Here is a 21,164-nt window from a genome sequence, read left to right on the forward strand (position 1 = left end):
ATTTCATCATGGATAACAAACGCCGTCAGTTTTTGAAATCAGGCATTGCAGTGGGTGGGCTTGGCGCATTCGCTGCGGGTTACGCCACCACCACCAAACACATGGTCGAGGGTGCGCTGGAAGGCACTGCGGGAGAAAAAACGCGTGATATTCACCACGGTAACTCGCTTGAACCAGAGTACACGGTCAACAGCAAAGGCAACCTAATCCCGAATCCAAATCAGCGCGTTGCGCCATCGATGTGCTTTGGTTGTTGGTCACTGTGCGGATTGCGTGTACGCATTGATAACCGCAACGACGAGATTTTGCGTATTACTGGCAACCCATATCACCCACTCTCTCATCAGCAACACATTCCGTTCGAAACGCCAGTCAAAGATGCTTATTTAAGTTTGACAGGAGAAGCGGGCCTTGACGGTCGTTCAACAGCATGCGCACGTGGCAATGGGATGCTAGAAATTCGCAACAGCCCGTACCGCATTACTCAGCCACTGAAACGAGTTGGCAAACGCGGCGAAGGAAAATGGATTCCGATCAGCTACGAGCAATTGATAGAAGAAATCGTAGAAGGTGGTGATTTATTTGGTGAAGGCCATGTTGATGGCTTACGCGACATTCACGATTTAACAACGCCCGTAGATCCTGAAAACCCAGAATATGGACCGAAAGCCAACCAATTGTTAATGACCAACGCCGGTAACGAAGGCCGAGACGACATATTCAAACGCTTCGCGTTCAACAGCTATGGTACACGTAACTTTGGGCATCATGGCTCTTACTGCGGCTATGCATTTCGTGCTGGCAGCGGCGCATTTATGAACGACTTAGATAAGAACGCACACTTAAAGCCAGATTTTGATAATGCGGAATACATCATCTTCATCGGTATGTCGCCAGCTCAAGCGGGTAACCCTTTTAAGCGTCAGGCGCGCCAACTCGCCAATGCGCGAACAGAAGGCAGCTTGGAATACACCATCATCACGCCAAGTTTGCCGGCGGGTTCATCGAGCTTGGCCGCCGGTGACAACAACCGCTGGATACCAATCAAACCGGGCACCGACTCTGCCCTCGTGCTTGGCATGATCCAGTGGATCATCGAAAACCAACGCTACAACAAAACCTTCTTGGCGCAGCCGGGGGCAAACGCGATGAAACGAGCCGGCACCGCGCACTGGTGTAATGCTACGCATCTTGTGATAAGCGATAATCAGCACCCGAGAAACGGCACGTTTTTACGCGCGTCGGACTTGAATCTGCCATTCGAGGGCGAAGCGTTGTCTGACTCCGACCCGTACGTCATCGTGGATGATCAAAGCGGCGAATTTGGTGTGCATACCCAGACAGAAGAAGCGGCACTGTTTGTCGATAAAACGGTTTCGCTTGCATCAGGCGAAGTACGAGTAAAATCGTCTCTACAAAGGCTCAAAGAAGAGGCGTTCAAATACAGCCTTGCGTTCTACAGCAAACAATGTGAGATCCCTGTTGAGCAAATCGCAGAACTAGCGAAACGCTTCACCAGCTACGGCACAAAAGCGGTGGTCGATACCCACGGTGGCAACATGCACACCAATGGGTTCTATAACTCGTTTACCATCATGATGCTCAATGCATTGATTGGTAATATCAACATGAAAGGCGGCGCGATGGCCAAAGCGGGTGGCTACCCAACTTCCGCTGCGGGTCCTCGTTACGACTTCACCAAATTTGCGGGTAAGGTCGGCCCGAAAGGCGTCTTTCTATCGCGCAGTAAATTCCCCTACCACAAAACCAGCGAATACAAGCGTCGCGTTGAGGCAGGAAAATCCCCTTACCCAACTCGCGCACCTTGGTATCCGTTTGCAGCGCCACTGCTGACAGAGCACCTATCTGCGGCTATTGATGGTTATCCATACCGCGTTAAAGCGTGGATCAATCACATGGCGAACCCAATGTATGGTGTACCCGGTTTGAAAGCGCTGCTGGAAGACAAGCTTAAAGATCCAAAACAACTCGGTTTGATTGTGTCTGTTGATGCGTTCATTAACGAAACCACCGCATTGTCGGACTATATTGTGCCGGACACGGTCACCTACGAAAGCTGGGGTATGGCAACGCCTTGGCACGACGTTCCGGTGAAAACCGTCACCGCTCGCTGGCCGATTGTGGGAGCGCGAACAGAGAAAACCGCCGATGGTCGTTCAATTTGCTTAGAAAACTTTTTGATTGATGTCGCCAAGAAAATGCAACTAGGCGGCTTTGGTGACAACGCGATTCAAGATGCGCAAGGGAATTGGCACGCCCTCCACAGCGCTGAAGATTTCTACTTACGTTCCGCGGCAAACTTGGCGTATGTGAAAGGCGGGGTGCCTGAAGTTTCGGCAGAAGACATTGCGTGGTCCGGCCTAGAGCGTTTAATGCCAGCCATGCAGAAGACGCTGACAGCGGATGAGATGAAACGTGTGGCGTTTATTTTTGCTCGCGGTGGACGTTTTGAAAATGCAACCGAAGCGTATCAAGGTGAGCAAATGAAGCACAAATGGACACGACCTGTCGCGATATGGAATGAACGTGTCGGCAGCGCAAGAAACACCATGACCGGTGATTTCTACACGGGTTGCCCAACATGGCATCCACAAAAACTGGCCGATGGCACACCAATGGAAGACCAGTTCCCAAGCTCAGAATGGCCTTTCAGCCTAACGAACTTTAAATCCAACATTCACAGTGCGGTATCCAACCTATCGCCAAGGTTGAACTCGATTAAAGGCGTAAACCCAGTGTACATCCATCCAATCGATGCCGAGCGCGCAGGCATTAAAACGGGTGATGAGTTTGTTATCGAGACACCATCTGCAAGCACCAAAGCACTTGCGATGATAGTCAGCGGGATTCGCCCTGGCACACTCGGATTTGAACATGGGTTTGGTCATACCGAGCTAGGACAACGCTCGCACTGGATCGGCGATAAACAACAACCCGTAAAAACGCGCAGCCAAGATGGCGTCAATATTAACGACATTGGCTTAATTGACCCTACTCGAGAAGGCAAAGGCGTGTTGTTGGATTGGGTCGTGGGCGCGGCGGCACGTCAGTCCCTGCCGGCCAAAATCCGCAAAGCGTAACGCCGCACGTTAAGACGTCTCTACCACTTAGAGCTGCCGATTTGTGCAGCTCTTCACCACTTTGTTTTTATCGCTTATAGAACAACCAATAAAAACAAATACGGCCATTTACACTTATTAAATATGTGGAAATCCACAATACCTTTCATTATTGACAAGGCCGACAATATTGTCCAAGTGACTACCAAGTAGCACTTAGACATATTAATAAAAATTAAAGTGAGTCAGCATGTCAAAAATTCTTCCAGTGGTGGTGGCCTGTTTGTTAGCAACCACTATGGGCGCAAGCGCCTCGTCTATTCCGGAAAAAGCCAGCGTATGTAGCGGTTGTCACGGCCAAGATGGCATGGGACAGCCAAATATCGCGCCTATGATCGCTGGTTTAAACGCGAATTATCTCAACACTCAAATCGAACTATTCCTTAGTGGCGAACGCCAAAATGTGGTCATGCAAGGCATGGCGAAGGAACTCAGCGATCCCGCAGACCGTAAGGAAGTTATGGAGTACTTTGCTAACCTCCCGAGCTATGAGTTCACGAATCCAGAACAACGCGGCGACCAAGCTGATATTCGTAACCCGTATCGTAAATTAATTTTCCAAGGCGATTGGGATAGAAATATTCCAGCTTGCGCAACTTGTCATGGAGCCAGCGGTATGGGCGTCGACAAGTTCCCTCGCCTCGCAAGCCAACATGCTGATTACTTAAAAACGCAATTGATGGCATGGAAAAACGGCACTCGCAGTGGCGACCCGCTCAATATGATGGGGACCATCGCAAAAAACCTCACTGACAAAGAGATCGAAAATCTTGCTTACTACTTTGCCTCATTACGTTACTAGGAGCAGTCATGAAACGTTTCTATTCTTTGTTCGCACTGCCTTTCATTTCTACGCTCGTACTAGCTAACGCTCCATTACCGGACCGCCAGAAAGAGCTACCTGCGATAGAAAAAGAAAAGCACGGTGAATACTTAAAACCGCGTGATCTCAGCACAATCCCAAACACCGCATTTGGTGAGCAAGTAAAACGCGGTTACTCGCTCTTTGTTAACTCACAACAAATGCGCGGAAAATACGTTGGCAACGAACAAAACTGTGTGAACTGCCATATGGAGGCAGGACGAAAAGCAAACGCTGCGCCACTGTGGGCAGCTTACATGGCATACCCGGCATATCGTAAGAAAAACGATCGCGTAAACAGCTATGCTGACCGTATCCAGGGTTGTTTCGAGTATTCCATGAACGGTAAAGCGCCCGCTTACGATTCGCCAGAAATTGTTGCCCTTAGTGCTTACGCCTACTGGTTAGCGATGGGCGGTTTGCTTGACAAACATGGTATGGCGGATGAACCCATTCCAGAGCTAGACGCAAAAGCGTTGCAAATTGGTGGAAAAGCAAAAGACTTTCCGTTGCCCGAAGCCATCGCACAAGCATTACCAGTTGAAAAGCGAGGTAATCTCTCTGGGCGTGGCTACCCAAAAATCGCCGCCCCTGAGCAAGAACCATCAATAGAGCGAGGCGCATTGGTCTACGAAAAGAACTGTGAAACTTGCCATCGCGCCGACGGTTCAGGCATCAAAGACACCAACGACCATTCATACATTCCACCACTTTGGGGCGAATATGCGTATAACTGGGGCGCAGGTATGCACCGGATTAACACTGCAGCCTATTTTATTTACGAAAACATGCCGCTTGGGAAAAGTGTGCAGCTGACAGAGCAAGAAGCATGGGATGTCGCAGCATACGTCAACAGCCATGAGCGTCCACAAGATCCTCGATTCAAAGGCAATGTCACCGCAAACGCGGAGAAATATCACCAGCACCAAGGCTATTACGGCAAAACGCTCAACGGTACGCAAGTCGGCTCCAATGCCTTTAAGAGCGGAACGGTCAAGTAAAGTACAACTAAGCACCTTAAATAAAATGCTCTTTTTCCCTGCTCAGATTATCTGGGCAGGGTTACTTACCCTTAAAAACAAGTAATTACCCCTCCACAGACAAGCAATATCACATTATTTTCGGCTTCCAACATACTCATCTTCGCCGTAAAATCTTGTACCAAACGCGACTTCGTTTATGTCTTAGATCTCCCATATCCTCTAATGCCAAAAGTAAGAAACTCGTAAACTCCTGAATCAAAACAAGCGTGCCTAGTGAAAAAAGAGTATTCTTAAAGCAAATGAATCTAAAACCTACCCGATGAGTATTCAACCTAATTCCCGTCAGTTAATTTCATGCGAAGAGTGCGGCCTTGTTGTTCGCATTCCCGATATCGAACAGGGGCAAAAAGCACAATGTCCTCGATGTTCGCATTCGCTGACTAAAGTGAATGCCAAGCCTTACCAAAGCGTGATCGCCATATCATCGGCATGTTTGATCATGTTAGTGCTAAGCATTTCTTTCCCTTTTATGTCGTTCAGCGTGCAAGGGTTGTCGCAAGAAATCACCTTGTTGCACGCTGCCAAAATGCTGGCTGAGTTTCAAAATGTGCTTTTGGGTGTGCTGCTACTCGCAACAGTTATCGTTTTGCCTGCAATCTATGTTGGTCTCATTCTCTTTCTTCACCTTGAAGCATTAAAAGCACGTAAACATACCCCCTCTAGAAAGCAGCAACGAATGGCAAAAGTTTTATGCCGTCTTCTGTTTCGAGTCGAACCCTGGTTAATGGTGGATGTCTTTTTGATTGGCGTGTTGGTCAGCTTAATTAAAATCGCTTCCCTCGCAGACATAGGAATGGGCACTTCATTCTGGGCGTTTTGTGTATATACCGTTCTGGTAGTCAAATGCATATCAATGGTCGACAAAAGCTGGCTCTGGGGGCACTTTATTCCAGCTATCGAGCTATCTGATGTAAAAGAGGGTGATACGCACCATAACCACAACCATATTGGTTGTCATACGTGTCACCAGCTCAACCCTATTGAAGCTAAAAAACACCAACACTGCATTCGTTGTAAAAGCCCTATTCACAAATACAACCCCGCAGACAATTTACAAAAAGCTTGGGCGCTTTTGTTTGCTTCAGTCATTTTCTATATCCCTGCGAACCTCTACCCTATGATGTACACCGTAAGCCTTGGACATGCAGAAGGTTCAACTATCATGGAGGGGGTAATATTGCTTTGGCATTTAGGTTCTTACCCTATTGCGATGGTAATTTTCTTTGCTAGCGTATTTATTCCAATGGCGAAAATGCTGGCACTCGCGTGGCTGTATTACAATGCGCAAAAAGCGCGATATCTTCCGCACGAAGAGAGTATTTCACGCTTAAAGATCTACCGCATAACTGAGTTTATTGGTCGTTGGTCCATGATCGATATCTTCGTCGTCGCGATCTTAGTTGCACTGGTTCAGCTGCAAAACTTAATGGCGATTTATCCAGGTCCTGCTGCGCTCTCTTTCGCGGCAGTGGTCATTTTTACTATGCTTTCTGCAATGATATTTGACTCACGTTTGTTGTGGCAATTGCCACAAAACGAAGTGCAGGAGCCGATTTCTGACAACTTAAACGAGAAAGCCAAATATGAGTGATGAGAACAACGTAACCGCTCAAATAAAACCGCAAAAGCAGATTTCTGCGATATGGATTGTCCCGATCCTTGCGCTAGCCATGGGAGCGTGGATGCTGTTCCAATATATCAACAGTACAGGCCCACAAATTACTCTCCAACTGCCAACCGCAGATGGGATTGAGGTTGGCAAAACCGAAATCCGAGCATTGAATGTAAAAGTCGGACTGATTACTGAAGTCACTCTCAGTGAAAATTACGATCACATCATCGCTAAGGCACAAATGAACAAGGATGCAGAACGCATGCTGCGAGATGACACCATGTTTTGGGTGGTGAAGCCTCGTATTGGCCGTGATGGCGTTTCAGGTTTAGAGACCTTGCTCTCTGGCGCTTATATCCAACTTCAGCCGGGTAAATCTAAAATAGAGAAAGAGCGCTTTACGGTCTTAGATGTTCCCCCAGTGGCCTCTCCTGATGCAGAGGGGTTACGCCTTGTGTTAACACACCGCGAGGCTGGTAAGCTAGGCGTTGGTGACCCCGTCATTTATAAAGGCTTTACGGTTGGTCGTGTAGAGAAAACTAGCTTTGATGTTGACACTCGCAAAGCGTTATACCAACTCTTTATTTTCAAGCCTTATGACAGCTTAGTGCGCACTCGTACCAAGTTCTGGCTGAATTCTGGCGTAGATTTACAGCTCAATGCTGAAGGGTTCGAAGTCAAGTTTGGCTCATTAGAGAGCATGCTAACGGGTGGTGTTACCTTCGATACCGTTCCAGGTCTTGAATCCGGTGAACAGCTCACTGAAAATATGGTCAACTTCCGCTTGTACGATGATATTAAACAACTTCGAGAAGGCATGTACGATGATTATATTGAATTCGTTATGCTTTTTGATGAATCGGTACGAGGACTTAAACGTAAGGCACCTGTCGAATATCGAGGCTTGAGAATTGGTACTGTGATGCGTGTACCAATGCGACTTCCAACCCCAGAAGAGAACTTTTCTGCGAAAAAAATCCCTGTATTGGTACGTATCGAGCTCGGCCGTGTTTATGGCGATTTCCAATCCCAATCTTTACCAATGTTAAAAGATAAATTGAAGAGTGAGTTTGCTAAAGGCCTACGTGGTACTTTAAAAACAGGTAACTTATTAACAGGCGCACTGTATGTTGACGCCGACTTCTATCCAAACGACGAGCCTTACGTACCGAGTAAGTTTGCTGATTTAGATGTTTTCCCAACCATGCGTGGTGGTTTTGCGCAGGTTCAGCGCCAAGTGAACGACTTCCTAAATAAGATTAATAACTTACCAATGGAAGAAACACTAGACTCTCTCAATTCAACGTTAAAAACGTCTGAAAAAACGTTAGCTTCAGCAGAACGCGTGGCGGACAGTATTGATAAACTTTTGAATCAAAAAGAGACGCAAGAGATCCCAACAGATATTCGCCAAAGCTTACAGCAATTACAAAAAACACTCGATGGTTATGGGCCCAACTCAACCATGTACAGCGAAATGGAAGCCACGCTAAAAGAATTAGAAAGCGTGATGACAGAGTTTAAACCCGTACTTAAACAGCTAAACGAAAAGCCAAACTCTCTCGTGTTTGGAGAAGATGAAATCAGTGACCCAATACCAGTTAAAGGCAAAAACTAATGAAACGAGTATTCTTTCTGTCTATCGCGCTATTTGTCGGTCTAACGGGTTGCAGTAGCGCTCCGCAAACTAAAGGAGCTATGTACCTTCTACCTAAGGCGGAACCAGTGACGCTGAGCTCTTCTGATATCGCTCAGCGCCCAACTTTAGTTGTTCGTCCAGTGATATTGGCGAGTTATTTGAATGATAATGGCATTGTTTATCGAACCTCTGAGACCCAAGTTATTCAGGCGAAGCACAATCAATGGGCGCACAGTATTTCTGAGCAAATCACTCAGAGAGTCGTCGCGGAACTACGTCACAAGCAAAGTCATTACTGGCCGACTGAAATGAATAATCTGTTGGATCAAAGCGGTGAAGCCAAACTCCAGCTTACGTTAAATAAATTTAATGGCAGCTACAAAGGTAATATCGAAATTGAGGGGGAATGGTTACTCATTAATGCCGAAGGTAAGGTAGAAAACAGCGCGCCAATACAAATCTCACAGCCGCTTCAAGATGAGGGCTATGAAGCGCTCGTCAACGCTTTATCCATAGGCTTAGAAAGCCTAACCTCAGACATTGCCAAACAACTCTAAGTCAATGTCAATTACAGGGAAGCAAGTTGCTTCCCTTTTTTATGCAGAGTGTAGCGACTTCTACTAAGCTGAAAGCTGACGAAAAGCCGAAAAGGAAATTGGATGAAACCATGTAACCTGCTATCACTCTCCTCACTCATTCTTGTATTACCTACATCAGTAGCGCTCTCAGCCGAGACACAAGAATCTCGTTGGCGAAATAGCATAGAAGTGTACATGCTAGGACTGAATATCCACGGGGATACCAGTATTGGTCGCTTTTCATCAGAGGTGGATGTCGATCCTAAGTTCATCGTAGACCACCTCGATATTGGGGCGATGTTGCGATTCGAGAGTATTTACCAAAGTAAGTGGGGCTACTACATAGATTATAGTTTCATGAACTTAAGTGGTGATGTTAATAATATCAAGGGCGCTCTGCCTAACGCTCGTTATCGTGCGGACATCGAAATACGGCAAGGTGTTCTAGAAGCAAAGGCATTCCAACGCGAACAATATTCATTTGGTAAACTGGATTATATGTTTGGATTACGTTGGTGGGACAATGACATCACCGGCAAGCTGTATCGTAATGACAACCGGGTACTAGAAGATAGACTGTCATTACAAGAAGATTGGGTCGATTTTTTAGTTGGCTTGCGACTCATTGATGAATTGAGCGAAAACTGGCGATTTCATGCCAGCATCGACGCCGGACTTGGCAACGATACTCACTTCACTTATGCCATTCAAACTGGTGTTCGTTATAGCTTTAACGAATGGTCTGATCTCAACTTAGCTTACAAGTCGACCTGGGTCGATTACAAAAATGAAGAGGTATTTGAATATGATACGGCTTCTCAAGGGCTTTTAGTCGGACTTGGCTTTTACTTTTGATTAGGTTGAACCCTAGCCTATATTCAAGCCTTGTACCAACTCTAGGTACACGTCTAGTGCCACGTTACAGATGCTTAAATAAGGCAAATTGATCTTCATCAGACTATAAATTGCTCTTCGGTGCTACTCTCTGTCACAAAATATAAAACCCCACTCTATGACCTCATATAGGTCTTGTTGATAAGGTTCCCGAATAGCAATGTCGATTAACATTTCCGATTTAACCACCGCCCTAAATAAGGTGGAGCATATTCATAAAGTGCAGCTTGAAAACGTACATCAGTTCTTCAAAGCAAACGAAGCTTTCTCGTTGCAAACATTCAGCCAGCTGATATCAAGCGACTCGCTTGATGATCGATTTAAAACCATCGATAAAGCTTTCTCTTTGCTTGGTGATGCAAAAACCTACCTTTTAGAAGTGTCTTACCTTGTTAAGTAAAAAAGAAAGCCCCGATAAAATTCATTACCGGGGCTATCATTTTCTATCTAAACTACTGATTTACAATTTGTAACGATCATCAATTACCGTTAGTTCTGGGAAGGTTTTACCCTCGTCCATCGCTTCTTCTGTCTCTTCTTTTACTTGGTTATCAATCCAGAAATTACCGATATCCATTGGATGAAGCACCCATTCTGTCGCTTTTGTCATGCCGTTTTTAGGAATTTTAACCCAGCGCCAATGAGCAACTCGAGAATAAGGCACCATGTAGCCAGGAACGATGATATTTGCTTTGCTGACATAGTTTTGGATTTGATGCGACAAGTCGTAACGCTTCTCCTGATCAAACTCAGAGTCATATGCTTCAATTAACTTGTCTAGCTCAGGGCTGCTGTAGTTGGTGTGAGCATTCGTTTGTGGTCGATTTGCATTATCCGAGTGTAGGTATTCCCAATACGCAGGGATCTCACCAGAGCCCATATTCAAAAACGCTAGCTGATGCTTTTTCTCAAGAATGTATTTAAACGCAGATGAGCCATCCACCAAGTTTAACGTGAACTCAAGACCAGCAAGTTTCGCTTGCTCTTTCAGGTATGCAATACGCGGTGTCCAAGAGTTGTATCCGTAGGTGATGGCAAAGCTCAAGCGTTGGCCCTTGTCGTTAACACGAATACCATCTGCGCCCACTTTGTCAAAGCCCGCTTTTTCGAAGTGTTTAACCGCCGCATCAGCATCAAACTTTGGCGGTGTATTGTTAGGATCATCGTATTCGCCATGACCAAAGCCGAGTCCATGCGGTTTACGTGAATAATCTCCACGCATGATGTTTTCAATCATGCCGTCATAGTCAGTGGCTGCCATAACACCTTTACGCACTTCTAGGTTATCCAACATCGGCATCGCTGTGTTCATCCAAAGACCACCAGCTCCTTGCGGTGCTTCGTTAAAGCCCCAGTACTTTTGGATATAGCCTTTTTTGTACACATCACTATTGGTTTTGTCATGCCAAAAGCTTGGTAGCACCATCTCAAAGTAGTCTAAGTTGCCTTTCTCAAAGTGCTTCATGGCAATATCAGGATCGCGAATTACCTTAATGCGAACCTTTTCAACGTTATAACGGTTTTTATAGTAGCGGTTGTTGTATCCCCACCAATCTTCACCGACATGTTTGAATGTCACGCTCTTACCTTTCTTCACTTGATCAATGTAGTAAGGCGCTGCGGTTGGCTCAGATTTAAAGTTAAACTTTCTGACGAAGTTATCAGGCATGCCATCGTTATTTGCGTCCTTTTCTCCTTCAAAGAAGTGTTCAGGACGAGGCTGAAAACCATTACTTGGCATGTTAATCATAACCATAAGTGAGTCATGACTTTGAGCTACAGCAAGGTTGACTTTGATCGTGTAGTCATCAATTTTTTCAACACTCACAATACTGTTTGTGAAGAAGTCGTTATACCACGGGTCGATAATGTCTTTTGACGTGTAGTACTTCATCATAAAGACGTAATCATCTGCTGTAATTTTTTCACCATCTGACCACTCGGCCGTTTCGTCGAGTTTAAAGAATACGGTTTTGTTGTCCTCTCCAAATGCCCATGACTTAGCAAGTTGAGGGATCCATTTGCCAGTATTTGGATGACGCTGAGCCAGTTTTGGTGAACCATCCATTAAGTATTGGCGCAAACCTGAGTTCGCATCTGGACCAACACTTCGTAATGTTTGCGGAAAGCTCTGAATGTAAGTGCGATAGGTGCCACCTCGTACCGCCTCTTCAGAGGCAAATAGAGGTTCGTTGTTGTTTGAAATCCATTCGATATCAGCTGGCAATTCTGCCGCACTCAGTTGAAAACTGGCAGCGGTCAGTGTTGCTAGTACTGAAAATGGCAGTTTTTTAGTCATGTTTCTTCCTTGTTGTGTTTGCGCACTAAGGTCGTAACAAGGAAGACAGCGTGTGAAAGCTCACAGAAAGCTGCGATTTAAAATACGCAGATAGGAAATAATAGGAACGTAATATGAAGTGACGTCCTGCCAGCTTCTATATTAATTTCAAAGAGTTTCACTAGGTCATCCTAGACCTTACAACGCAGTGAATGCATCTTCGCCATAGTATTCTTTAGACATTTGTAACGCAAGCCATCAATAACACATGGTTGCATTTTCGAGGCATCACAATGAGTTATGTTACAAAAGTGTGATCGGCATAGTACCAAGCCCTACTTTACTCAGAATAAACCGCAGAACCTTTATCTCAATTGGCCCCGATATACCAGTTAAAGCGAGTAAATGATCAGACATAGCTGGTTAAAAGGAATGGTTGTTTACCGCGATTAGTATTTTCATTCGATGTAAAAAGTGAGGCATCTTAGCCTCACTTTTCTCCATACAATCGAGACAGTGCTTACATGTTAGATAAGCTCTCATTGACCGACTTCAGCACTTCTGCAGGATTTGACGCTTGAGTGATAGGGCGACCAATCACAAGATAATCTGAACCTGATTGGATAGCGTCTACTGGCGTCATGATACGGCGTTGGTCACCTTGTTCTGAGCCAGCAGGTCGAATACCAGGGGTCACTAATTTAAATTCTTGGCCTAGTTCGCTCTTCAGTAGTGAGGACTCTTGCGCTGAACATACGACACCATCTAAGCCCGCGTTTTTGGTCAAGGTTGCTAGACGAATCACTTGCTCCTGAGGCGCAACATTCAAACCAATACCAGCTAAATCACTTTGTTCCATACTGGTTAGTACCGTTACACCGATAAGAAGTGGACGATCTTTACCATATGGCTCAAGAATTTCACGTGATGCCGTCATCATACGCTCACCACCGCTCGCGTGTACGTTCACCATCCATACACCCATTTCAGCCGCAGCGCGAACTGCTTTCGAACAGGTGTTTGGAATATCGTGAAATTTTAAATCTAGGAATACCGAGAAACCACGTTTATGGAGTTCACGTACAAAATCAGGACCAAATAGCGTAAACATCTCCTTGCCAACTTTTAGTCGGCATGACGCAGGATCAATTCTATCTACAAACGCAAGTGCATCTGCTTGGTTATCATAATCCAGTGCGACAATAACTTTTTGGTCGATCATTTCATCTCCTAACTGTTTTGGTTCTTATTAAATAAAAAGTTAAAAAAATGCAGCGGACAGAAACTCTGCCAGCTGCATTAAGAATTATTCACCATCCAATCCGCGGATTGGCTTGATCGTCCCCCATCCTTTACAGGACGGACAATGCCAATAAAGGGAATGGGTAGAAAATCCACACTTCCGGCATCGGTAATGCGGTTTCACTTTTAACTGTTCACCCACCATCGCTTGTAGCGTCGATAGGCTGTCTTTCGCTCGACCATCTTCTGCTTCTGCAATGTGGTAGTCAATTAAACGGTAGAAGCCCTTCATGGTTGGGTTTTTCAGCAATTGTTTCGTCAGTAACTCTTGAGCAGCCCCAACGTTCTCGTGATGAGCAACTAATTGAGCCAACATCAACTCGGCTGATACGCCTGCTTTCTTATCAATACAAGCTCGCAGAAACTCGACAAGTTCATCTTCCTGACCCAGATGATGATAGCATTCTGCAATAGTTGGCAAGACATCACTGATAAAGTCTTTATCTTGCTCAAGTACCCCTGTCAGATATTTGATGGTGTGCTTATAGTCTTCAGACTCTAGATAAATTCGTCCCAAAGCAATACTTGCTCGAACACACTTCGGGTCTTCCGCTAACGCTTTTTTAAAATGCTGTATTGCCTTATTAGTATTCCCATCAGCTTGGTCGAGCATGGCTATTTCACACCAAAAATGGGCAATATTTGCACGCATCCTTGAGCGTTTATTACCTAACTTAGCCAATTGGTTCGCGTAATAAATCGCCTTTTCCCATTCTCGTGTTTGCTGATAAATGGTCACTAATTGTTGAAGAGCCGCCTCTTTGTAATCTGGCTCTTCGACTAACTGTTCGAAGATTTTCTCTGCACGATCAAGAAAACCAGAGACCATGTAGTCTTTCGCTAACTGTTGAAGGGCGAGGTTCTTTTGGTCCAGTGTTAAGCCTGAACGAGAAATAAGATTTTGGTGAATTCTGATTGCGCGGTCGACTTCACCACGAGACCGGAACAGGTTACCCAACGCAAGGTGAGTATCGATGGTCTCGTTATCAACTTGGAGCAATTCAATAAAGTGATCGACAGCCTTATCTGATTGGTCAGAGAGCAGCAGATTAAGACCCGTCATATACTGACGAGAGATTTGATGAGATTGCTTCTGCTTGTCTTGCTGAGCGCTGCGATGCCCCATATACCAGCCATACGCAGCAGCTATAGGCAACAACAAGAAGAGTAGTTCAAGCATTAAAGTTAAGCCTTATCCTTATGCCTGTTTTTCAATGGCTGGCTTATCAGCAGCGTTGTTTGATTCAGTTGGTTCGTACTTTTTCAGTTTTTTCTTTAAACGACGGACCTGTAGCTGAGTTTTCAGTTGGATGCTACCAAAGATAACCCACGCTAAAGCAAAGCCAACCACAAATACTACACCTAATAGCGTAGATAAGTGGAACTCTCCTTTTGCTAGAAGATAGTTAAAAGTCACGAGCTCTTGGTTTTGGGAACCTAACGCCAATGCAATTAAAAAGAGAGCTAAAACAGCAACGATTTTTATAATTTTCATGTTACATCACCCTTCTAGGAGTAAGTCGGTAAGATTATGCAGGAAAATGCTTCTTCAGACTACGTATATTAGCAATAATCTATACCCAAGTAACCTCAAGATGCTTAGTTTGTAGACATGCTTAGAAGTTAAAGTTATTTGGGTATAGAAAACAGCTGAATCCACAATTAGATTAGTAAACGATCTTGGATGTATGACTAACTTGGATACATTACAAAAAAGCGGCATACACAAACGTATGCCGCTTTTTTCAAACTAATAAGAGTGCATTAACCAATATTTACACGCTCACGAAGTTCTTTACCAGGTTTGAAATGTGGAACGTATTTACCTTCCAATTCCACTTTATCGCCCGTTTTAGGGTTACGACCTACGCGAGGCTCGCGGTAATGAAGAGAAAAACTACCAAAGCCACGGATCTCGATACGGTCACCGCTCTCTAGTGTAGAGGCCATGTGCTCTAAAATATCTTTTACAGCATCCTCTACCTCTTTCGCTGATAAGTGTGTTTGCTCAGCGCAGAGTCTTTCAATCAGTTCAGACTTAGTCATAGTTGCCCTCTTTGAGTATCTTTATCACTTATTATAGTAAGTAATACTAATTCCAACAAACACTTGCTGACAATTCTAGACAAATTTTATGCAAAATGCGCAATGAAGAAATGCCTTTTATTAAGATAGTTTACTGTCATTAGTATTACTACTTAAATATGACCAAATATAAAAAAGGAGCCTTGCGGCTCCTTTTTTGCTTAAGCGAGTATATTATTCGCCTTTAGCAGCTTTGAAAGCGTCAGCCATTGCGTTACCGAATGCATTGTCATCTTGCTTGTTGATAGATGCCATTGCTTCTTGCTCGTCAGCTTCGTCTTTAGCTTTGATAGATAGGTTGATTACGCGGTTCTTACGGTCTACACCTGTGAACTTCGCTTCAACAACATCACCAGCGCTTAGGATTAGAGAAGCATCTTCTACGCGATCGCGTGATACTTCAGAAGCACGGATGTAACCTTCAACGCCTTCTGCGATTTCAACAGTAGCGCCTTTAGCGTCAACAGCAGTTACAGTAGCGTTAACTAGAACACCTTTCTTGTTGTCAGCAACGTAAGCATTGAATGGGTCATTTTCCATTTGCTTGATGCCTAGAGAAATGCGCTCACGCTCAGCGTCTACTGCTAGAACAACTGCAGAGATCTCGTCGCCTTTCTTGTACTCACGTACAGCTTCTTCGCCAGCAACATTCCAAGAAATGTCAGATAGGTGAACTAGACCGTCGATGCCGCCTTCTAGACCGATGAAGATACCGAAGTCAGTGATAGACTTGATCTTACCAGTAACTTTGTCGCCTTTAGCTTGTGCTTCAGCGAATGACTGCCATGGGTTAGCTTTACACTGTTTCAGACCTAGAGAGATACGACGACGTTCTTCGTCGATTTCAAGAACCATAACCTCAACTTCGTCGCCAACATTAACAACTTTAGAAGGGTGGATGTTCTTGTTAGTCCAATCCATTTCTGAAACGTGAACTAGACCTTCAACGCCTTCTTCGATTTCAACGAAGCAGCCGTAGTCAGTTAGGTTAGTTACGCGACCAGTTAGTTTGTGACCTTCTGGGTAACGCTTAGCGATTGCTACCCATGGATCTTCGCCTAGTTGCTTAAGACCTAGTGATACGCGAGTACGCTCACGGTCGAACTTAAGAACTTTAACTTGGATCTCGTCACCAACGTTAACGATTTCAGATGGGTGCTTAACGCGCTTCCAAGCCATATCAGTGATATGTAGAAGACCGTCAACGCCACCTAGGTCAACGAACGCACCGTAGTCAGTAAGGTTCTTAACGATACCTTTAACTTCAGAACCTTCTTGTAGAGTTTCTAGAAGCTCGTCACGCTCAACGCTGTTCTCTGATTCGATAACTGCACGACGTGAAACAACTACGTTGTTACGTTTTTGGTCAAGTTTGATAACTTTGAACTCTAGCTCTTTGTTTTCTAGGTGAGCAGTGTCGCGGATTGGACGTACGTCTACTAGAGAGCCAGGAAGGAAAGCACGGATACCGTTTAGTTCAACAGTGAAACCGCCTTTAACTTTACCGTTGATGATACCAACAACAGTTTCAGCTTCTTCGTAAGCTTTCTCAAGTACGATCCAAGCTTCGTGACGCTTAGCTTTCTCACGAGAAAGTTGAGTTTCACCGAAACCATCTTCAACAGCGTCTAGAGCTACGTCTACTTCAGCGCCAACTTCAACTTCAAGTTCGCCAGCAGCGTTCTTGAACTGTTCAGCAGGGATAGCAGATTCAGACTTAAGACCAGCGTCAACAAGAACGAAACCGTTCTCGATAGCTACTACAGTACCTTTAACGATGCTGCCTTGTTGGAATTCTGTTTCGTTTAGAAACTCTTCAAAGAGTTGAGCAAAAGATTCAGTCATTTAATTAATCTTCAATAAATTAAACTTCCACGGGTATCCTACCGCATGGGGTTATTAAATTCGCCAGTCATCATCCTTGCGACCAACGCTCTTAGCCTAGTCGAGTATTATTACTCAGCTAGCTTCGATTCGATATATTGTAGTGCCTTTTCTACTACTTCGTCGATAGTCATCGACGTAGAATCTAGCACAAGCGCATCCTCAGCAGGGCGTAATGGCGCCACTGGGCGGTTACGATCTCGGTCGTCACGCTCTTGGATCTCGCTTAAAAGGTCAGCAAATCTAACATCTAACCCTTTCTCTTGCAACTGTTTAAGGCGTCGATTTGCACGCTCTTCAGCACTTGCATCAAGGAAGATTTTTGCTTGCGCACTCGGGAATACAATTGTGCCCATATCACGACCATCAGCAACCAGACCCGGAGCGGTCTCAAATGCACGCTGACGACGTAGTAATGCTTCACGAACACGTGGCAAAGCCGCAACTTTAGATGCTGCCATACCCGTTTCTTCTTTACGAAGCTCCCCTGACACATCTTCGCCTTCTAGAATGACCTTAACTAAGTCACCTTCCGCGATAAATTGAACGTCTAGGTGTGTTGCTAGTGGGACAAGAGCATCTTCTGACTCGGTGTCGACACCGTGGTGAATCGCAGCAAGTGCAAGTACACGATAAATTGCGCCAGAATCTAAGAGTTGGAAACCCAACTTTTTCGCCAGCAACATACATAAAGTGCCTTTACCTGCACCACTAGGTCCATCTACGGTTACAACCGGAGTTTGAGAGGACATGTTCTTCTCCACCAATAGTTTCTTTTCAGCAATTTGCTCGGTTTTCGAGGCGCACATTATACGGGTAATCAGTCTTTGGAGCGAGGAAAAATGTCGTGTAAAGCATTACACCTAATGCGTAATTGGATTCATCAATAAACATAAAGTTCAACAAAAACGGCGAGAGCTTCCGCCCTCGCCGTTTTAAATGTCATGAACTTAAGCTCGATTAAACAATCGGCTTTTGACCACGCTCAGCTAACTTTAAAATCACACTATCAGCGACTTTACCCGCCACACCTGCTAGCTTGTCTGCCAGCTTTTTCTTCTGCACATAATGCACAGAAAGTACGGTTTTATCTTTGCATGCCGCAACAACGATATCATCAGATGTACTAATGTCATCCACCAAACCAAGCTCTTTCGCTTGTGTACCGAACCAGTGCTCACCAGTGGCTACTTTGTCTAGGTCCAAACTAGGACGACGCTCACGGATGAAGTCTTTAAACAAGACATGTGTTTCTTCAAGTTCTTGCTTAAACTTATCGCGCGCTTTATCGGTATTCTCACCGAACATCGTTAGCGTGCGTTTATATTCACCCGCTGTTAGTTGTTCGTACTCAATGTCATGTTTCTTCAACAGTTTGTTGAAGTTAGGAATTTGTGCGATAACGCCAATAGACCCCACAATTGCAAATGGTGCAGAAACAATCTTATCTGCTACACATGCCATCATGTAACCACCACTTGCCGCAACTTTGTCAACAGAGATGGTCAGAGGAAGACCCGCAGCTTTGATTCGGTCCAGTTGAGAAGAGGCAAGGCCGTAACCATGAACCATACCACCGCCAGACTCTAAGCGAAGTAACACTTCATCACCTTCACGTGCGACAGCCAAAATAGCGGTGATTTCTTCACGTAGAGACGCGACTTCTTTTGCGTCTATGCTACCGTTGAAATCAAGAACAAATAGGTGTGGTTCACGCTTGCTATCTAATGAACCGTCTTTGCTCGCTTGTTTGATTTCTTTCTCGCGAGATTTGTTCTTCTCTTTTTCTTCTTTCTTGACGGCTTTATCTCGAGCCTTGATGAAAGCATCGTCATGCAAATGATGCTCTAACTGCTCAACAGATTGTTTGTGTTGCTCTGAAAGGTTGGTAATCTCTAACTCCCCTTTCGCCGCACCCGATTTGCCACCAGCCGATTTTGCAATAATGAGCAGAACAATTATCGCAGCAACCACCGTGATAATTTTGGCCAGAAACAGACCATAATCTAATAAAAATTCCAACGAGAGCTCCTTTATCTCATTTCAGATGACGTTAGTATGTTACGCAGAAACATCAGCGAGAAGGCAGCGCGGTTTGTAACCACTTGTTCTGATTGATAGCATACTTAACGAAAGTTCTGGAATTGGTATAACACATGAATTGGTGTATTGTAACCATCTTGTCACGATTACCAAGATTTTCCATTGAGAAACAGGCGTTTTTTAGCGTCAATTAACTATCATGGACCCTCTTACAATAATAAGGATTTATCGCCGTGAACTACTCCGTTTCAGCTGATGCTCTAAAAGGTAAAGTCATTCTTGTTACTGGCGCTGGTAATGGCATCGGCCGTCAAGCCGCGCTTTCTTATGCCGAGCACGGTGCAACTGTTATTCTCTTGGGTAGAAATGTGCAAAACCTTGAATCTATCTATGATGAGATTGAAGCTGCTGGCTATCCACAAGCTGCTATCATTCCATTGGATCTCAAGGGTGCAACTCAGCAGAATTACATTGATATGGCAGAGACAATCGAAGGACAGTTTGGTCGCTTGGATGGTCTATTACACAACGCAGGTGTCTTGAGTTCGCTGTGTCCATTTGATCAAATCAAAGAGGAAGACTTCGACGATATCATGCAGATCAACGTGAAAGCCGAAGTGCTAATGACTCAAGCATTACTGCCTGTGATGCGTAAATCAGAAGCTGGGCGTATTATCTTTACCTCTTCAACTGTCGGCCACTCTGGCCGCGCATTCTGGGGGCCATACGCTATCTCTAAATTTGCCGTAGAAGGCATGATGCAAGTTTTAGCTGACGAGCTGAGTGATACACCGATCCGCGTTAACGCAATTAACCCTGGTGCCACTCGTACTCGCATGCGTGAAAAAGCATATCCGGGTGAAGATGCGAATACTCTCAAAACGCCACTGGATATCATGCCGCTATATTTGCACTTAATGGATCCTGCGGTTACCGATGTGAACGGTCAGTGCATCGACGCTCAACCGAAGCGTAAATAACTCATTCAGGTTACCTCACATAATCGATTGAAAAGGCAGCAAACGCTGCCTTTTTTCATTTCTCTCTTCATAAAAATCTTGCGACTTTCTCCCACAGAAATATACTGTACATATATACAGGTATTTATTATGCAAGATATTATTCAGAACTTAAAAAGCCAACACCTTGTTTGGCAAGCAAATTTAACGAAAGCAGATCCTCAGCAGTTGCAGACTAGTTCCGGTTTTTCTGAATTAGATGATTTGCTCGGCGGAGGCTTTCCACCTCATGGCGTAGTGGAGATGGAATCTATTGGTAGTATTGGTGAATTGCGTTTGCTCGCTCCCTATTTAAAAGCCACTCAGACCAATGGTGTGACCGCATTTATTCAACCACCTGCGCTAGTGAATTCTCTGTTTTTACACTACATCGGGTTGGATATAAACCAAGTGTGGGTCGTTACTCCAACTCACCCCAAAGACGCTCTTTGGGCTGCAGAGCAATGTCTGAAAAGTGGGGTATGCAGTAATGTTTTGTTATGGCAAGAAGAGCTTGAAATACATCAAGTGAAACGCTTACAGGTAGCGAGTGAACAAGGTACTTGCCCTCTCTTTATGCTTAAAACAGATACTATCAACCGCTTGTCTTTGCCTGTGTCACTCAGTTTAAAACTGAAAGGCGACGAGCAAGGGATTCATGTTGAAGTGCTGAAAAGGAAAGGAGGCTGGAATAGAGGTAGCGTTAGTATCGGCTTCCAACACCATTACCCGCAACTGGTGAAACCATCATCTGAAACTGTGCACTCGACTGTGGTCAATTTCCCACTGGCGAACCAAGGTTAGTG

18 protein-coding genes are annotated in these 21,164 nt (G+C 44.9%); 10 read left to right on the forward strand and 8 right to left on the reverse strand.

Annotated elements, in window-relative coordinates; all coding sequences use genetic code 11:
- The first annotated feature begins 8 nt into the window (after positions 1 to 8).
- The 8 genes from MTF70_RS00340 to MTF70_RS00375 all read left to right on the forward strand — a co-directional run bounded on the left by MTF70_RS00340 (position 9) and on the right by MTF70_RS00375 (position 10,168).
- On the forward strand, positions 9 to 3,101 hold the full coding sequence (locus MTF70_RS00340) for a tetrathionate reductase subunit A (protein ID WP_205461171.1): 3,093 nt from the start codon (positions 9 to 11) through the stop codon (positions 3,099 to 3,101).
- A gap of 229 nt (positions 3,102 to 3,330) precedes the next feature.
- Positions 3,331 to 3,942: a c-type cytochrome gene (locus MTF70_RS00345; protein ID WP_017821653.1), complete on the forward strand. Its 612-nt coding sequence runs from the start codon at positions 3,331 to 3,333 to the stop codon at positions 3,940 to 3,942.
- An 8-nt stretch (positions 3,943 to 3,950) separates the two neighbouring features.
- Positions 3,951 to 5,003: a c-type cytochrome gene (locus tag MTF70_RS00350; protein WP_115386187.1), complete on the forward strand. Its 1,053-nt coding sequence runs from the start codon at positions 3,951 to 3,953 to the stop codon at positions 5,001 to 5,003.
- A gap of 301 nt (positions 5,004 to 5,304) precedes the next feature.
- Positions 5,305 to 6,636, forward strand: coding sequence for a paraquat-inducible protein A (locus MTF70_RS00355; RefSeq protein ID WP_005385807.1), 1,332 nt, complete (start codon positions 5,305 to 5,307; stop codon positions 6,634 to 6,636).
- Positions 6,629 to 8,275 carry an intermembrane transport protein PqiB gene (pqiB, locus tag MTF70_RS00360; protein ID WP_017821656.1) on the forward strand — a complete coding sequence of 549 codons (1,647 nt, stop codon included), beginning with the start codon at positions 6,629 to 6,631 and terminating at the stop codon, positions 8,273 to 8,275. The genes MTF70_RS00355 and pqiB overlap by 8 nt, the downstream gene beginning before the upstream one ends.
- Positions 8,275 to 8,853, forward strand: a complete 579-nt coding sequence (locus MTF70_RS00365; protein WP_205461170.1) for an ABC-type transport auxiliary lipoprotein family protein — start codon at positions 8,275 to 8,277, stop codon at positions 8,851 to 8,853. The genes pqiB and MTF70_RS00365 overlap by 1 nt, the downstream gene beginning before the upstream one ends.
- A gap of 102 nt (positions 8,854 to 8,955) precedes the next feature.
- Positions 8,956 to 9,729, forward strand: coding sequence for a hypothetical protein (locus MTF70_RS00370; protein ID WP_031778929.1), 774 nt, complete (start codon positions 8,956 to 8,958; stop codon positions 9,727 to 9,729).
- A gap of 199 nt (positions 9,730 to 9,928) precedes the next feature.
- Complete coding sequence (locus MTF70_RS00375; protein ID WP_017821658.1) at positions 9,929 to 10,168, forward strand: hypothetical protein; 240 nt, start codon at positions 9,929 to 9,931, stop codon at positions 10,166 to 10,168.
- A 60-nt stretch (positions 10,169 to 10,228) separates the two neighbouring features.
- On the opposite strand, the gene MTF70_RS00380 is transcribed toward MTF70_RS00375, so the two are convergent.
- The 8 genes from MTF70_RS00380 to sohB form a co-directional block, all read right to left on the reverse strand.
- Entirely contained in the window at positions 10,229 to 12,067 is a 1,839-nt protein-coding gene (locus tag MTF70_RS00380) for an extracellular solute-binding protein (RefSeq protein ID WP_017633867.1), read from the reverse strand.
- A gap of 499 nt (positions 12,068 to 12,566) precedes the next feature.
- Positions 12,567 to 13,268: an orotidine-5'-phosphate decarboxylase gene (gene pyrF / locus MTF70_RS00385; RefSeq protein ID WP_151515003.1), complete on the reverse strand. Its 702-nt coding sequence runs from the start codon at positions 13,266 to 13,268 to the stop codon at positions 12,567 to 12,569.
- Positions 13,269 to 13,352: 84 nt separating this feature from the next.
- Complete coding sequence (lapB, locus tag MTF70_RS00390; RefSeq protein WP_005376665.1) at positions 13,353 to 14,528, reverse strand: lipopolysaccharide assembly protein LapB; 1,176 nt, start codon at positions 14,526 to 14,528, stop codon at positions 13,353 to 13,355.
- A gap of 18 nt (positions 14,529 to 14,546) precedes the next feature.
- The gene (locus tag MTF70_RS00395; RefSeq protein ID WP_005376663.1) at positions 14,547 to 14,843 is read right to left on the reverse strand and encodes a lipopolysaccharide assembly protein LapA domain-containing protein; all 297 of its coding nucleotides are present in this window, start codon (positions 14,841 to 14,843) and stop codon (positions 14,547 to 14,549) included.
- Between the two features lie 269 nt (positions 14,844 to 15,112).
- Positions 15,113 to 15,394 (reverse strand): integration host factor subunit beta, encoded by a 282-nt coding sequence (gene ihfB / locus MTF70_RS00400; RefSeq protein ID WP_005385816.1) that lies wholly within the window; start codon positions 15,392 to 15,394, stop codon positions 15,113 to 15,115.
- A gap of 213 nt (positions 15,395 to 15,607) precedes the next feature.
- Positions 15,608 to 17,278: a 30S ribosomal protein S1 gene (rpsA, locus tag MTF70_RS00405; protein WP_005385817.1), complete on the reverse strand. Its 1,671-nt coding sequence runs from the start codon at positions 17,276 to 17,278 to the stop codon at positions 15,608 to 15,610.
- A gap of 110 nt (positions 17,279 to 17,388) precedes the next feature.
- Positions 17,389 to 18,069: a (d)CMP kinase gene (gene cmk / locus MTF70_RS00410; RefSeq protein WP_021033981.1), complete on the reverse strand. Its 681-nt coding sequence runs from the start codon at positions 18,067 to 18,069 to the stop codon at positions 17,389 to 17,391.
- 208 nt (positions 18,070 to 18,277) lie between these two features.
- Positions 18,278 to 19,339, reverse strand: a complete 1,062-nt coding sequence (gene sohB / locus MTF70_RS00415; RefSeq protein ID WP_005385819.1) for a protease SohB — start codon at positions 19,337 to 19,339, stop codon at positions 18,278 to 18,280.
- 254 nt (positions 19,340 to 19,593) lie between these two features.
- Here sohB and MTF70_RS00420 point away from each other — a divergent pair, with 254 nt between their 5' ends.
- Together MTF70_RS00420 and imuA are read left to right on the forward strand one after the other, a co-directional pair.
- A complete protein-coding gene (locus MTF70_RS00420) occupies positions 19,594 to 20,340 on the forward strand; it encodes a YciK family oxidoreductase (protein WP_005372980.1) in 747 nt (248 codons plus the stop codon).
- A gap of 129 nt (positions 20,341 to 20,469) precedes the next feature.
- Positions 20,470 to 21,162 (forward strand): translesion DNA synthesis-associated protein ImuA, encoded by a 693-nt coding sequence (gene imuA, locus MTF70_RS00425; RefSeq protein ID WP_053306608.1) that lies wholly within the window; start codon positions 20,470 to 20,472, stop codon positions 21,160 to 21,162.
- Positions 21,163 to 21,164: the final 2 nt, after the last annotated feature.

The organism is Vibrio sp. 2CM40D (assembly GCF_023161825.1).
In the GTDB taxonomy this organism is placed as follows: domain Bacteria; phylum Pseudomonadota; class Gammaproteobacteria; order Enterobacterales; family Vibrionaceae; genus Vibrio; species Vibrio alginolyticus.